The sequence below is a fragment of the Kitasatospora sp. NPDC053057 genome (assembly GCF_044546945.1).
GTDB lineage: Bacteria > Actinomycetota > Actinomycetes > Streptomycetales > Streptomycetaceae > Kitasatospora.
The window spans coordinates 214,130-227,426 of sequence record NZ_JBITZP010000002.1 but is presented as its reverse complement, the minus strand read 5'-3'; the positions used below and the strand labels follow the sequence as shown (position 1 = coordinate 227,426).

Genomic DNA, 13,297 nt, shown 5'->3' with positions numbered 1-13,297 from the left:
CGCGCGCCGTCCGCGCGGGGGGGGCCGCTCGCCGCCCGGCGGCTTCGGGGCCCCCCGGCCCCCCCCCCCCCGCGGGGGGGCCCCCCCCCCCCCCCCCCCCCGCCGCCGTCTTCGCAGCACCGCTCAGAACGGCCGCAGCGCCGGCTCCTTCCGCCCGCCGCCGAGCAGCCGCTCCAGCGCCCCCTCCACGTCGCCCCGCCAGGAGAGCGTGGCCCGGGCCTCCAGCCGCAGCCTCGGGTAGCGCGGGTGCGGCCGTACGGTCTTGAAGCCGACCGCGAGCAGGTGGTCGGCGGGCAGCACGCAGCTGGTCGGCACCCGGCCCGCCGAGCCGAAGGCCTCGATCGCCCGCACCCCGCGCCCCAGCAGGTCCTTGGCGACGGTCTGCACCAGCACCCGGCCCAGCCCCTGCCGCTGGTAGCCCGGCAGCACCCGGCTGACCATCAGCTGAACGGCGTCCGGCGAGACCGGGCTGGTCGGGAAGGACTGGGAGCGGGGCACGTACGCGGGCGGCGCGTAGAGCACGAAGCCGGCGGGCTGGTCGTCCACGTAGACGATCCGGCCGCAGGACCCCCACTCCAGCAGCACCGCGGAGATCCACCCCTCCTTCTCCAGCTCCGGCTTCCCCGACTCCACCGCCTCCTTGGCGCTGACCGGGTCCAGCTCCCAGAACACGCAGGAGCGGCAGCCCGTCGGCAGGTCCGCGAGGTTGTCCAGCGTCAGCGGAGCGATCCGGCGTCCCATGGCCCGTACCTCCTCCCTTTCACGGTCGAGCATTCCCCCACGAACGCCGATGGGTGCATGTTTCACGTGAAACAGAACTCACGTGGCACATGCACCCATCGGGTCGTTGCCCTCGGTCCGGACGGGCTCAGCCCTGCGACAGCCGCAGACCGTCCTCGCCGGGGGCCATGCTGTCCAGGATCCGGTTGAGGTCCTCCACCGAACCGAACTCCAGCACCACCTTGCCCTTGCCCAGCTTGCCGCCGCGCTGCGACACCTCGACCTTGACCCGGGTGTCGAAGCGGTCCGACAGCCGGCTCGCCAGGTCGTTGAACGCCGGGGAGATGATCTTGCCCGCCTTCGGCGTCTGGCGCGTGGGCTTCTCCGGCTCCTCCGAGCGCATCAGTACGACGATCTCCTCGACGTTGCGCACCGTGAGCAGCTCGGCGATGATCCGCGCGGCCAGCTTCTCCTGCGCCTCGGGATCCGTCAGCGGAAGCAGCGCCCGCGCGTGCCCGGCCGTCAGGGTGCCGGCCGCCAGCCTCCGCTGGACGGAAGCCGGGAGCTTCATCAGCCGCAGGGTGTTGGAGACGTGCGCGCGCGAGCGGCCGATCCGGTCGGCCAGCTCCTCGTGGGTGCAGGAGAAGTCCCGCAGCAGCTGGTCGTAGGCGGCCGCCTCCTCCAGCGGGTTCAGCTCGGCCCGGTGGAGGTTCTCCAGGAGGGCGTCCAGCAGCAGCTTGTCGTCCTCGGTGGCCCGGACGATCGCCGGGATCCGTTCCAGACCCGCCTCACGGGAGGCACGCCAGCGGCGCTCGCCCATGATCAGCTCGTAGCGCCCGGCCTCGATCTGGCGCACCACGATCGGCTGGAGCAGGCCGACCTCCTTGATGGAGGTGACCAGCTCGGCCAGCTTGTCCGCATCGAACACCTCGCGCGGCTGGCGCGGGTTGGGGGTGATCGCGTCCAGCGGCAGCTCGGCGAAGGAGGCACCGGGGACCGGCGTCGGCTGCTCCGGCCGCCGCCCGACGGCCGCCCGGGCCGCCACCGTGGCGCGACCGCCCGGCAGCACCGGCACCGAGGCCGGCGACGTCGCGCCGGTCGTCACCGCCGGGGCCGGCGCGGGCGTGGCCGCGACGGGCTGCGCCGCCCCGTCGTCCGCCGGCGCGGCCGGGCCGATCAGCGCCCCAAGCCCTCGTCCCAGACCCCTGCGACCACTCACTGATGACCCTCCGTCGTACCGTGCTGTGCCACCGGGGCGCCGTGCCCCGTACCGCTGCCGCCCCGCTGCTGACCCACGAACGAGCCGCCCTGGCCGACCGCGCGCAGCGCGAGCTCGCGGGCGGCCTCCAGGTACGAGAGTGCCCCGGTCGAGCCCGGGTCGTAGGTCAGCACCGTCTGCCCGTAGCTGGGCGCCTCCGAGATGCGGACCGAGCGCGGGATCGCCGTGCTCAGCACCTCGTTCTGGAAGTGGGTCCGGACCTCCTCGGCGACCTGGGCGGCCAGCCTGGTCCGGGCGTCGTACATGGTGAGCAGGATGGTCGAGACGTGCAGCGCGGAGTTGAGGTGCGCGCGCACCAGCTCGACGTTGCGCAGCAGCTGGCCGAGGCCCTCCAGCGCGTAGTACTCGCACTGGATCGGGATCAGCACTTCCTGGCCGGCCACCAGGGCGTTGACCGTCAGCAGGCCCAACGAGGGCGGACAGTCGATCAGGATGTAGTCCAGCGGTTGCTCGTAGGCGGCGATGGCGCGCTGCAGCCGGCTCTCCCGGGCCACCAGGGAGACCAGCTCGATCTCGGCGCCGGCCAGGTCGATGGTGGCGGGGACGCAGAAGAGTCCCTCGACGTCCACGACCGGCTGGACCACGTCGGCCATGGGCTTGCCCTCGACCAGGACGTCGTAGATGGACGGCACCTCGGCGTGGTGGTCGATGCCGAGGGCGGTGGAGGCGTTGCCCTGCGGGTCGAGGTCGACCACCAGGACGCGCAGCCCGTGCATGGCCAGCGAGGCGGCCATGTTCACGGTGGTGGTGGTCTTGCCCACCCCGCCCTTCTGGTTGGCGACCACCATCACCCGGGTGGCGGCGGGCCGGGGCAGCCCCTCCCCAGCTCGGCCGATCGCCTGAACCGCAGCCTGGGCAGCCCGTGCGATGGGCGTGTCATCGATCTGGTCGATGGTCTCCGAGTCCTGCATGGGGCTCAGTGTTTCACGTGAAACCGGAGCGGCAACAGTCGCCGCCCGGCCGCGAGCAAGGATTCCGGAGAGCAAGGAGCGACGTTTCACGTGAAACACCATGCCCGCTATGTCGGAAATCTGACGTTGCGACACTCCGATGTCCGACCGTCGGCCCGCCCGTCACCCGAACGACGACGGGCGGACGGTTCCCCCACCGTGGAGGACCGTCCGCCCGCTGTCGCGACTGTTCGGCGGCCGGCTAGCGGCCGCGGCGGCGGGCGCCCCGACCGGTGACGCCGTTCTTGGCGCCCGCGTTGCGACCGGCCCGGGCCACCTTGGCCCGCCGGGTCGCGGCCTTCACGCCGCCGGGGCTCTCGCCCGCCTTGACCTGGACCACCCGGGTCGAGGTCTCCAGGGTGCCCTCGCCGACCGAGATCACGCTCCACTCGACGGCGCCCAGCTTGGCCAGACCGGCCCGCGAGTCGGCCAGCTCCTGCTCGGCGCTGTCGCCCTTGAGCGCCAGCATCTGCCCGTGCGGGCGCAGCAGCGGCATGCCCCAGCCGGCCAGCCGGTCCAGCGGCGCCACCGCCCGGGCGGTCACCACGTCCACCGCGAGCTTGCCGACCATCTCCTCGGCGCGGCCGCGCAGCACCGTGACGTTCTCCAGCGCCAGCTCCCGGACGACCTCCTCCAGGAAGGTGGTCCGCCGCAGCAACGGCTCCAGCAGGGTCACCGAGACGTCCGGACGGGCCAGGGCCACCGGGATTCCGGGCAGGCCGGCGCCGGAGCCGACGTCGCACAGGGTGGAGCCGGAGGGTAGCAGCTCGGCCAGCACCGCACAGTTGAGCACGTGGCGGTCCCACAGCCGGGGCACCTCACGGGGCCCGATCAGCCCTCGGCGGACACCCGCCGTCGCCAGCAGCTCGGTGTAGCGGACGGCGGCGTCGAAGCGGTCGCCGAAGACCTCCCGGGCGGCGGCCGGCGCCTCGGCCAGCACGTCCAGCTCGGGCGCCTCGGACGTCTCGGCCGCCCGCCCCTCGGCGTCAGGGTTCACGTCCGCCCCCGGACGGCCGCTGGCCGTGCTCTCCGTGTCCATCTCGACCTCTCCGATCTCCGGATCCACCGACCCGCTCAACGCACTGTTTCACGTGAAACATCCCAGAAGGAACAACGACCCCGCCCGCACGAGGCGGACGGGGTCGTGTCCGGTAAGGCTCACCGGTCGCCGCGGCGACCGGTCATCGATCCGCCGGCCTCAGACCGGCAGCACGACCACGCACCGCTCGGGCTCTTCGCCCTCCGACTCGCTGCGCAGACCGGCGGCCGCGACCGCGTCGTGGACGACCTTGCGCTCGAACGGCGTCATCGGCCGCAGCTTGACCTGCTCGCCGGTGCTCTTGGCCTGCTCGGCGGCCTTGGCGCCCAGCGCGGCCAGCTCCTCGCGCTTGCGGGCCCGGAAGCCGGCAATGTCCAGCATGAGGCGGCTGCGCTCGCCGGTCTCCCGGTGGACAGCCAACCGGGTCAGCTCCTGCAGGGCCTCCAGCACCTCGCCGTCCTGGCCGACCAGTCGCTGCAGCGAACGGTCGTTGCCGTCGCTGACGATGGAGACCAGGGCGCGGTCGCCCTCGACGTCCATGTCGATGTCACCGTCGAGGTCCGCGATGTCGAGCAGACCCTCCAGGTAGTCGGCCGCGATGTCACCCTCCTGCTCCAGGCGGGTGACGAGGCTCTCGTCGGCGCTGGCGGCAGCCTCGGTCTCGACGGCGGAGGTGGTGCCTTCCGTCACTGATGGACTCCTTCGGAGATGGGCCCGGCTGGCGGGCGGGGAACGAAGCTCTTCGCAGAAGTCCGGTCAGGACTTCTTCTTCGGCCGCTGGCCGCCGCGCTTGGGCTGCTGCCGGGTGCCCTGCTTGGTGCCGCCGGGCTTGGCCGCGGTCTGCTTGTCGGCCGCCGCCTTGGCGCCGGAGTCGGCCGCGACGGCCTCCTCGGCGGCCTGCTCGGCCTGGTTGTCCTCGCTCGGCTCGGTCGCCTGCGTGGCACCGCCGTGCTGGCGCTGGGCCTTGGTCTGGCGACGGGGCTGCTGGCGGCTCGCCCGGACCGACTCCTCGACCACGGCGGAGGCGGAGGCCGCCTCGGCGATGGCCGTCTTGGACGGGGGCAGCATGCCCCAGAGCGCGCCCTTGATCTCCGTACCGTCCGCGCGCAGTCGGCCGGCCTTCTTCAGGCGCGCCTGGCGCTCCTGGAAGGCCTTGCTGCCCGGGGTCGGGTTGTTGTGGATGACGACCAGCTGCTGGCCCATCGACCAGACGTTGGTGGTCAGCCAGTAGACCAGGACACCGACCGGGAAGTTGATGCCCATCACGGCGAACATGACGGGGAAGACGTACATCAGCATCTTCTGCTGCTGCATGAACGGCGTCTTCACCGTGAGGTCGACGTTCTTGGTCATCAGCTGGCGCTGGGTGACGAACTGCGACAGCGACATCATGATGATCATCACCGCGGTGACGATCTTGACGCTGGTCTCGGGGCTGCTGACGAAGGTCGCGGAGAGCGGGGCGCCGAAGATGTGCGCCTTGCCGGCGCTCACCAGCAGGGAGCCGTGGATCACGCCGATGTCGTGGCCCTTGGCGACGTTGGACAGCACGCCGTAGAGGGCGGTGAAGAACGGCGCCTGCACGATGATGGGAAGGCAGCTGGAGAACGGGTTGGTACCCGCCTCCTTGTACAGCTTCATCATCTCTTCGGACTGGCGCTGCCGGTCGTTCTTGTAGCGCTCCTGGATGGCCTTCATCTTCGGCTGGATCGCCTGCATGGCCCGGGTCGCCTTGATCTGCTTCACGAAGAGCGGGATCAGGCAGATCCGGATGACGACCACCATCGAGGCGATGGCCAGACCCCAGGCCCAGCCACCATCCGGGTTGAAGACGTGGCTGTACAGCGAGTGGAACTGGACGATGATCCAGGACACCGCCGTGTAGAGGGGACTCAGAAAACCGAAGGTCACCGGTCAGACTCCTTGGACATCGGGCTTCGCCACCGGCTCCGGCTCGGCGGTCCCGCTCTTGGGGCTCAGCAGATCGCGCAGCCGGCGGTGCCACACCGGGTGCTTGCGGGGCGGAACGTGGTCCACCCCGCCGGGCGACCAGGGGTTGCAACGCAGGATGCGCCAGACGGTCAGCCCGCCGCCCTTGACCGCCCCGTGCACCTTCACGGCCTCGTAGCCGTAGTGCGAGCAGGAGGGGTAGTAACGGCAGACCGGACCGAGCAGTGGGCTGATGGTCCACTGGTAGACCCTGATCAGACCCATCAGCAGGTACTTCATCGCCCTGCTCCCGTCGGCGCCGTTGCGGCGGGCTCGACCCTCAGCAACCGCTTCAGCGCCGCATCCAGATCACGTTCGAGATCCTGGTACGAGGCGGTCGCGGCCTGGGGCAGCGCACGCACCACTATCAGGCTACCGGCGGGCAGCCTGGACAGACGATCACGGAGGAGATGGCGCAACCGGCGCTTGACCAGGTTGCGAACGACCGCCGGGCCAACGGCCTTGCTCACGACGAAACCCGCACGCGCCGAAGGAGTCCCCTCGGCGACGTGCGGGCGGGAGTCGCTGGTCCGGTCGGTCTGCCCCTGCGGGTCACCGTCTCTGCTGAGATGGACGACCAGAAGGGGCCGGCCGGCCCGGCGACCGCGTTTCACCGCGGTCGCGAAGTCCTGGCGCCGCCGCAGCCGATTCTCGGAGGGCAGCACAACAGACTCTGGCGTGGATCAGGCGGACAGGCTGGCGCGGCCCTTGCCACGGCGGGCAGCCAGAATGGCGCGGCCGGCGCGGGTACGCATACGCAGACGGAAACCGTGGGTCTTCGCGCGACGACGGTTGTTCGGCTGGAAGGTGCGCTTGCTCACTCGGGGGCTCCTGAGGTGAATCGTAGGATGACGGGGGGTCGCTTGGCCGTCACCGTGCGTCCGCGTGATCTCCCCTGATTCGGAAATCCGGCCCATCGCCCCAGTTCGGCTGGGGTCTGAGGCAATCCACGGCGCCCGTGCTGCGCGCCTTATGGAGCGGGTGGACCCGCGGACATGCGGCAGCGGCCATCGACAACTCGACCTGGTTACGGTACGCGGGACGGGGCACGAGGGTCAAACCAGCCGTCCACAGGCGGTTTACCCACAGCCTGTGGACAACGACTTGATCCGTCCCTGTTCGCTGACTACCGTTGCAGGACTTGTCTGGTTTTGTTCTTGGAAAGCGTGCACCAGTGGCTGATGTCAACAGCGACCTCGTCCCGGTCTGGGCGAGGGTCGTCGAGCGGCTGGTCAGCGACCCCGATGTCGGGGAGATGGACAAACAGTGGGTGCAGCGCACCCAGCCGATGTGGATGATGCACGACACCGCCCTGCTGGCGACCCCGAACGAGCGGGCCAAGCAGGTGCTGGAGGGTCGGCTGCTGCCCCAGCTGACCGACGCGCTCAGCCGTGAGCTCAGCCGGCCGGTCCGGATCGCCGTGATGGTCGACGCCAACGCCGTGCCGACCGCGCCCGTCGCCCAGGCCCCCGCCGAGCCGTACCCGGGCCCGGCCGAGGAGGACCCCGGCTACGGCGACCAGGGCTACCAGCAGCAGCCGTACGAGCAGGACTACGAGCGCCCGCGCTACGACACCGGCGGCTACGAGCACCGCCCCGCGCCCTACGGCGGCCAGTCGGCCCAGCCCTGGTCCGGCTACCAGGAGCCCCAGGCGCCGTACCACGAGCCCGAGGAGCCCGCGCCCCGCCCGGCGTCGCGGCCCCTGCCCAGCCCGCCGTCCACCACCCAGGGGGACCTCTTCGGCGGCGCCTACGGCCCCGGCCCCGGCGAGCAGCCGCGCACCGGCGCGGGCCGCCGCGGACACGGCGCCCGGCCCGCCGGCGGCCGCCCGGCCGAGAAGGCCGCCCCGGAGCGGTCCGCCGAGCGCCCCGCCGTCCCCGGGGTGCCCGCCCCGCCCGGCGCTCCCCCGGCCGGCGGCTCGCGCAAGGACGAACCGGCCGCCCGGCTGAACCCCAAGTACCTGTTCGACACCTTCGTCATCGGCGCCAGCAACCGCTTCGCGCACGCGGCGGCGGTGGCGGTCGCCGAGGCCCCGGCCAAGGCGTACAACCCGCTCTTCATCTACGGCGAGTCCGGGCTGGGCAAGACCCACCTGCTGCACGCCATCGGGCACTACTCGCGCAGCCTCTTCCCGGGCACCCGGGTGCGCTACGTGTCCTCGGAGGAGTTCACCAACGAGTTCATCAACTCGATCCGGGACGGCAAGGCGGACACCTTCCGCCGCCGCTACCGGGACATGGACATCCTGCTCGTGGACGACGTCCAGTTCCTGGCGAGCAAGGAGTCCACCCAGGAGGAGTTCTTCCACACCTTCAACACCCTCCACAACGCGAACAAGCAGATCGTCCTCTCGTCGGACCGGCCGCCCAAGCTGCTGACCACGCTGGAGGACCGGCTGCGCAACCGCTTCGAGTGGGGCCTGATCACCGACGTCACCCCGCCGGAGCTGGAGACCCGGATCGCGATCCTGCGCAAGAAGGCGATCCAGGAGCAACTGAACGCTCCCGCCGACGTGTTGGAGTTCATCGCGTCCCGGATCACCCGCAACATCCGGGAGTTGGAGGGCGCGCTGATCCGGGTCACCGCCTTCGCCAACCTCAACCGGGCGCCGGTGGACCTGGAGTTGGCCGGGATCGTCCTCAAGGACCTGATCCCGGGCGGGGACGAGGACGCCGGCCCGGAGATCACCGCGCAGGTCATCATGCAGCAGACCGCCGCGTACTTCGGCCTGGGCGTGGACGACCTCTGCGGCTCCTCGCGCAGCCGGGTGCTGGTGACCGCCCGCCAGATCGCCATGTACCTGTGCCGGGAGCTCACCGACCTGTCGCTGCCGAAGATCGGCGCGCAGTTCGGCGGCCGCGACCACACCACGGTGATGCACGCGGACCGCAAGATCCGCTCGCTGATGGCCGAGCGGCGCTCCATCTACAACCAGGTCACCGAGCTCACCAACCGCATCAAGAGCTAGGCCGCACCGCCGAGTCGGGGCCTCGGGCCAGTCGGCCGGAAAAGGGCGTCAGGAGCGATCCTGACGCCCTTTCCGCATGTCCACAGGTGTGTGTCGGGCTCCGACTGGGCAGGGATCCGGGCGACGGACGGCCCACCAGTCCACAGCCCGTGCCGAACAACTGACCGGTGATTCGAAAACCGAGGGCGCGCAAGGCAGTTGTCCACAGGACGGGCCCCTTCTGCACAGTCCACAGGCCGGGGGCTCCGGAGTTATCCAGAATTCGTCCACAGGCGCGCCGCCGCTACGCTCTTCCGCGCAGGTCAGGTGCCTGTGGACTTGTGCACAACGGTTATCCACAGGGTGTGGACAATTGACGGGCCGCCACTGGGCCGTCCGGGTTATCCACCGGTTGTCCCCAGGGCCGGGGCGGTTATCCCCAGGTTGTCCACAGCGGGGTCCACAGTTCGACAACCGTGAGCTGCCGTTCATACCCTGGTGTGAAAGGCGTCACGAAAAGTTGACCGGCGCCCGTGGATAACCGGGCCCGGATCTGGGGACAGTCCTGGGGATAACCTGTGGATACCCAGCGTGCCCTGTGGGTAACGCTCGGCTGTCCACAGCGCGGCCTGCCCGTCCACAGCCGCCGTCCACACCCACTGTGGACAAAATTCGGGCGCTGACCTGCGGAAACGGGGTTATCCACGGTTTCCACAGGCCCTACTACTACCGCTACACAGATAGACCGTGAACCTGCTTTCAAAGTGGGTGGGCCCGAAATCTGTGGACAACCGCTCCCAGACATCTGTTCGGTTTGCTCCCGCCCGTCTGCCCCGTCTGTCGGCGGAGTACGTCAGACTGTCCTTTGCGACTGGAAGCGGAGTGGTAGAGCTCGGCGGACAGGCGGACCGACGATCAAGATCAGACGAACCAGAGTGCGAGCGGGAGCGCTCGAACCAGGAGGCGGTTACCGGTGAAGTTCCGGGTGGAGCGTGACGTCCTCGCGGAGGCGGTGGCCTGGGCTGCCCGCAGCCTCCCGGCACGGCCGCCGGTGCCGGTGCTGGCCGGCCTGCTGCTGACCGCGCAGGAGGGCAGCCTGGCGCTGTCCGGCTTCGACTACGAGGTCTCGGCCCGGGTCGAGCTGGAGGCGGACGTCGAGGAGGCCGGCACCGTCCTGGTCTCCGGTCGCCTGCTCAACGACATCTCGCGCAACCTCCCCAACAGGCCGGTGGAGATCTCCACCGACGGCCAGCGGGTCAGCGTGGTCTGCGGCAGCTCCCGCTTCACCCTGCCGACCCTGCCCGTGGACGAGTACCCGGCGCTGCCCCAGATGCCGACCGCCACCGGCACCGTCGCCGGTGACGTCTTCGCCTCGGCCGTCAGCCAGGCCGCGGTCGCCGCCGGCCGGGACGACACCCTGCCGGTGCTCACCGGTGTCCGGGTCGAGATCGAGGGCGACCGGATCACCCTGGCCGCCACCGACCGCTACCGCTTCGCCGTCCGCGACCTGCTGTGGAAGCCCGAGCAGTCGGACATCTCCGCGGTCGCCCTGGTGCCCGCCAAGACCCTGCAGGACATCGCCAAGTCCCTGGGCAGCGGTGACACCGTCTCCATCGCGCTCTCCTCGGGCGGCGCGGGCGAGGGCCTGATCGGCTTCGAGGGCGCCGGCCGCCGCACCACCACCCGGCTGCTGGAGGGCGAGTTCCCCAAGTTCCGCAGCCTCTTCCCGACCGAGTTCAGCGCGGTCGCCGCGATCCAGACCCAGCCCTTCCTGGAGGCGCTCAAGCGCGTCTCGCTGGTCGCCGAGCGCAACACCCCGGTCCGGCTCAACTTCGAGCAGGGCGTGCTGACCCTGGAGGCCGGTTCGGGCGACGACGCCCAGGCCACCGAGCGGATCGAGGCCGACCTCGAGGGCGACGACATCTCGATCGCCTTCAACCCGGGCTACCTGGAGGAGGGCCTCAAGGCCATCGACTCCCCGTTCGCCCAGCTGAGCTTCACCACCCCGACCAAGCCGGCCCTGCTCAGCGGCAAGGTCTCGGTGGACGCCGAGGAGGACAAGGCCTACCAGTACCTGATCATGCCGGTCCGCCTCTCCGGCTGACCCGTCCACTCGGACCGAGCGCCGACCAGGTCGGTCACCCACAGGCTGTGCACACCCGCTGTGCACAGCCTGTGGACGTCTCCCCCGGTCGGCCCGACTGCGCGGAGCCGGTAGCGGTCGGAAGCGTAGGCTCGGGGAGTGCGGCAACGGCGCCGCCGCCAGGCACGTCCCCACAGTAAGGATTTGGTCATGGAGCTCGGCCTCATCGGTCTCGGCAAGATGGGCGGCAACATGCGCGAGCGGATCCGCCGCGCCGGCCACACCGTCATCGGATACGACCGCAACCCGGAGATCTCCGACGTCGAGAGCCTGCAGGAGCTCGTCACCAAGCTCGAAGGCCCGCGCGTGGTCTGGGTGATGGTCCCGGCCGGCGCCGCGACCCAGGCGACCGTCGACGAGCTCGCCGAGCTGCTCTCCCCCGGTGACGTGGTGGTCGACGGCGGCAACTCCCGTTGGACCGACGACATCAAGCACGCCGAGGCGCTGGCGGCCAAGGGCATCGGCTTCGTCGACTGCGGCGTCTCGGGCGGCGTCTGGGGCCTGGAGAACGGCTACGCGCTGATGTACGGCGGCGACGCCGAGCACGTCGCCCGCGTCCAGCCGGTCTTCGACGCGCTCAAGCCCGAGGGCGACTTCGGCTCGGTGCACGCGGGCGCGGTGGGCGCCGGCCACTTCGCCAAGATGGTCCACAACGGCATCGAGTACGCGATGATGCAGGCCTTCGCCGAGGGCTGGGAGCTGCTTGAGGCCGCCCCCGAGGTCACCGACGTGCGCGAGGTCTTCCGCAGCTGGCAGGAGGGCACCGTCATCCGCTCCTGGCTGCTGGACCTGGCCGTCCGCGCCCTGGACGAGGACGAGCACCTGAACAAGCTGCGCGGCTGGGCCGCCGACTCCGGCGAGGGCCGCTGGACGGTCGAGGCCGCGATCGACCACGCCGTGCCGCTGCCGGCGATCACCGCCTCGCTGTTCGCCCGCTTCGCCTCCCGCCAGGACGACTCGCCGCAGATGAAGATGATCGCCGCACTGCGCAACCAGTTCGGCGGCCACGCGGTCGAGTCGAAGTAGTCCACCGGGCTTCCCCCGGTCATCCACAGGTCTGTTCAAAGAAGGCGAGCGCAGTCCACAGCCATGCACGTCGCGCATCTGTCGCTCGCCGACTTCCGGTCGTACGCCCGGGCCGAGGTTCCCCTCGACCCGGGCGTGACGGCCTTCGTCGGGCCCAACGGCCAGGGCAAGACCAACCTGGTCGAGGCGATCGGCTACGTCGCCACCCTGGGCAGCCACCGGGTGGCCACCGACGCCCCGCTGATCCGGCTGGGCGCCGAACGCGCGGTGATCCGCACCTCGGTGGTGGACCGCGGCCGCTCCACCCTGGTCGAGCTGGAGCTCACGCCGGGCAAGGCCAACCGGGCCCGGATCAACCGCTCTGACAACGTCCGCCCGCGCGACGTGCTGGGCCTGCTGCGCACCGTGCTGTTCGCACCCGAGGACCTCAGCCTGGTCAAGGGCGACCCGGGCGAGCGCCGGCGCTTCCTGGACGAGCTGCTGACCGCCCGCGCGCCCCGGCTGGCCGGGGTCCGGCAGGACTACGAGCGGGTGCTCAAGCAGCGCAACGCCCTGCTGAAGACCGCCGCGATGGCCCGTCGGGCCGGCGGCGGCAAGGGCGCCGACCTGTCCACCCTGGAGGTCTGGGACGGCCATCTGGCCCGGGCCGGAGCCGAGTTGACGGCCTTCCGGATCCAGCTGGTGGCCGCCCTGCGGCCGTTGGTGACGGCCGCGTACGGCCAACTGGCCCCGGGCGGCGGTGAGACGACGCTGGAGTACCGCAGCTCCTTCGAGGGCGAGCTGCCGGCCAGCCGTGAGCAGGCCGAGGAACAGCTGCTGCAGGCCCTGCAGGCGGTCCGCAAGCAGGAGGTCGAGCGCGGGATCACCCTGGTCGGCCCGCACCGCGACGAGCTGGTGCTCAAGCTCGGCCCGCTGCCCGCCAAGGGCTATGCCAGCCACGGCGAGTCCTGGTCGTTCGCGCTCGCGCTGCGGCTGGCCTCGTACGAGCTGCTGCGCGCGGACGGCGGCGAGCCGGTGCTGATCCTGGACGACGTGTTCGCCGAGCTGGACGCCGCCCGCCGGGACCGGCTGGCCGAGCTGGTGGCCGACGGCGAGCAGGTGCTGGTGACCGCGGCGGTGGCCGAGGACGTGCCGAAGGCGCTGGCGGGCGCCCGGTTCGCGGTCTCCGACGGCGCCGTCCGCCGGATCGACGCCTGATCCCCGC

The 13,297-nt window shown here is 71.1% G+C and carries 13 protein-coding genes; 4 read left to right on the top strand and 9 right to left on the bottom strand.

Annotated features, from left to right (window positions below):
- Positions 1-123 precede the first annotated feature (123 nt).
- From ACIG5E_RS03655 to rpmH, 9 genes are all read right to left on the bottom strand, one after another.
- A complete protein-coding gene (locus ACIG5E_RS03655) occupies positions 124-741 on the bottom strand; it encodes a GNAT family N-acetyltransferase (protein WP_396531234.1) in 618 nt (205 codons plus the stop codon).
- A 127-nt stretch (positions 742-868) separates the two neighbouring features.
- Entirely contained in the window at positions 869-1,939 is a 1,071-nt protein-coding gene (locus ACIG5E_RS03650; RefSeq protein WP_396531233.1) for a ParB/RepB/Spo0J family partition protein, read from the bottom strand.
- Positions 1,936-2,883, bottom strand: a complete 948-nt coding sequence (locus tag ACIG5E_RS03645; protein ID WP_396531452.1) for a ParA family protein — start codon at positions 2,881-2,883, stop codon at positions 1,936-1,938. Before ACIG5E_RS03645 ends, ACIG5E_RS03650 begins: the two co-directional genes overlap by 4 nt.
- Positions 2,884-3,151: 268 nt before the next feature.
- Positions 3,152-3,988: a 16S rRNA (guanine(527)-N(7))-methyltransferase RsmG gene (gene rsmG / locus ACIG5E_RS03640; protein WP_396531231.1), complete on the bottom strand. Its 837-nt coding sequence runs from the start codon at positions 3,986-3,988 to the stop codon at positions 3,152-3,154.
- Positions 3,989-4,147: 159 nt separating this feature from the next.
- Positions 4,148-4,678 carry a protein jag gene (locus ACIG5E_RS03635; protein ID WP_396531229.1) on the bottom strand — a complete coding sequence of 177 codons (531 nt, stop codon included), beginning with the start codon at positions 4,676-4,678 and terminating at the stop codon, positions 4,148-4,150.
- A 66-nt stretch (positions 4,679-4,744) separates the two neighbouring features.
- On the bottom strand, positions 4,745-5,899 hold the full coding sequence (yidC, locus tag ACIG5E_RS03630) for a membrane protein insertase YidC (RefSeq protein WP_396531228.1): 1,155 nt from the start codon (positions 5,897-5,899) through the stop codon (positions 4,745-4,747).
- Between the two features lie 3 nt (positions 5,900-5,902).
- On the bottom strand, positions 5,903-6,217 hold the full coding sequence (gene yidD / locus ACIG5E_RS03625) for a membrane protein insertion efficiency factor YidD (protein WP_188307180.1): 315 nt from the start codon (positions 6,215-6,217) through the stop codon (positions 5,903-5,905).
- Positions 6,214-6,642, bottom strand: coding sequence for a ribonuclease P protein component (rnpA, locus tag ACIG5E_RS03620; protein WP_396531227.1), 429 nt, complete (start codon positions 6,640-6,642; stop codon positions 6,214-6,216). Before rnpA ends, yidD begins: the two co-directional genes overlap by 4 nt.
- 18 nt (positions 6,643-6,660) lie before the next feature.
- Positions 6,661-6,798 (bottom strand): 50S ribosomal protein L34, encoded by a 138-nt coding sequence (gene rpmH, locus ACIG5E_RS03615; RefSeq protein WP_030059672.1) that lies wholly within the window; start codon positions 6,796-6,798, stop codon positions 6,661-6,663.
- A gap of 353 nt (positions 6,799-7,151) precedes the next feature.
- Between rpmH and dnaA the strand changes: the two genes are divergently transcribed.
- From dnaA to recF, 4 genes are all read left to right on the top strand, one after another.
- A complete protein-coding gene (dnaA, locus tag ACIG5E_RS03610) occupies positions 7,152-8,945 on the top strand; it encodes a chromosomal replication initiator protein DnaA (protein WP_396531226.1) in 1,794 nt (597 codons plus the stop codon).
- A gap of 952 nt (positions 8,946-9,897) precedes the next feature.
- Positions 9,898-11,028: a DNA polymerase III subunit beta gene (gene dnaN / locus ACIG5E_RS03605; RefSeq protein WP_350515684.1), complete on the top strand. Its 1,131-nt coding sequence runs from the start codon at positions 9,898-9,900 to the stop codon at positions 11,026-11,028.
- A gap of 189 nt (positions 11,029-11,217) precedes the next feature.
- The gene (gene gnd, locus ACIG5E_RS03600; RefSeq protein WP_396531225.1) at positions 11,218-12,093 is read left to right on the top strand and encodes a phosphogluconate dehydrogenase (NAD(+)-dependent, decarboxylating); all 876 of its coding nucleotides are present in this window, start codon (positions 11,218-11,220) and stop codon (positions 12,091-12,093) included.
- Between the two features lie 63 nt (positions 12,094-12,156).
- Positions 12,157-13,290 (top strand): DNA replication/repair protein RecF, encoded by a 1,134-nt coding sequence (recF, locus tag ACIG5E_RS03595; RefSeq protein WP_396531224.1) that lies wholly within the window; start codon positions 12,157-12,159, stop codon positions 13,288-13,290.
- Positions 13,291-13,297: the final 7 nt, after the last annotated feature.

Bases quoted from the DNA above. Each gene is read 5' to 3' on its own strand.
- ACIG5E_RS03655 (WP_396531234.1), bottom strand. From the start codon at position 741: ATGGGACGCCGGATCGCTCCGCTGACGCTGGACAACCTCGCGGACCTG.
- rsmG (WP_396531231.1), bottom strand. From the start codon at position 3,988: ATGGACACGGAGAGCACGGCCAGCGGCCGTCCGGGGGCGGACGTGAAC.
- yidD (WP_188307180.1), bottom strand. From the start codon at position 6,217: ATGAAGTACCTGCTGATGGGTCTGATCAGGGTCTACCAGTGGACCATC.
- gnd (WP_396531225.1), top strand. From the start codon at position 11,218: ATGGAGCTCGGCCTCATCGGTCTCGGCAAGATGGGCGGCAACATGCGC.
- recF (WP_396531224.1), top strand. From the start codon at position 12,157: ATGCACGTCGCGCATCTGTCGCTCGCCGACTTCCGGTCGTACGCCCGG.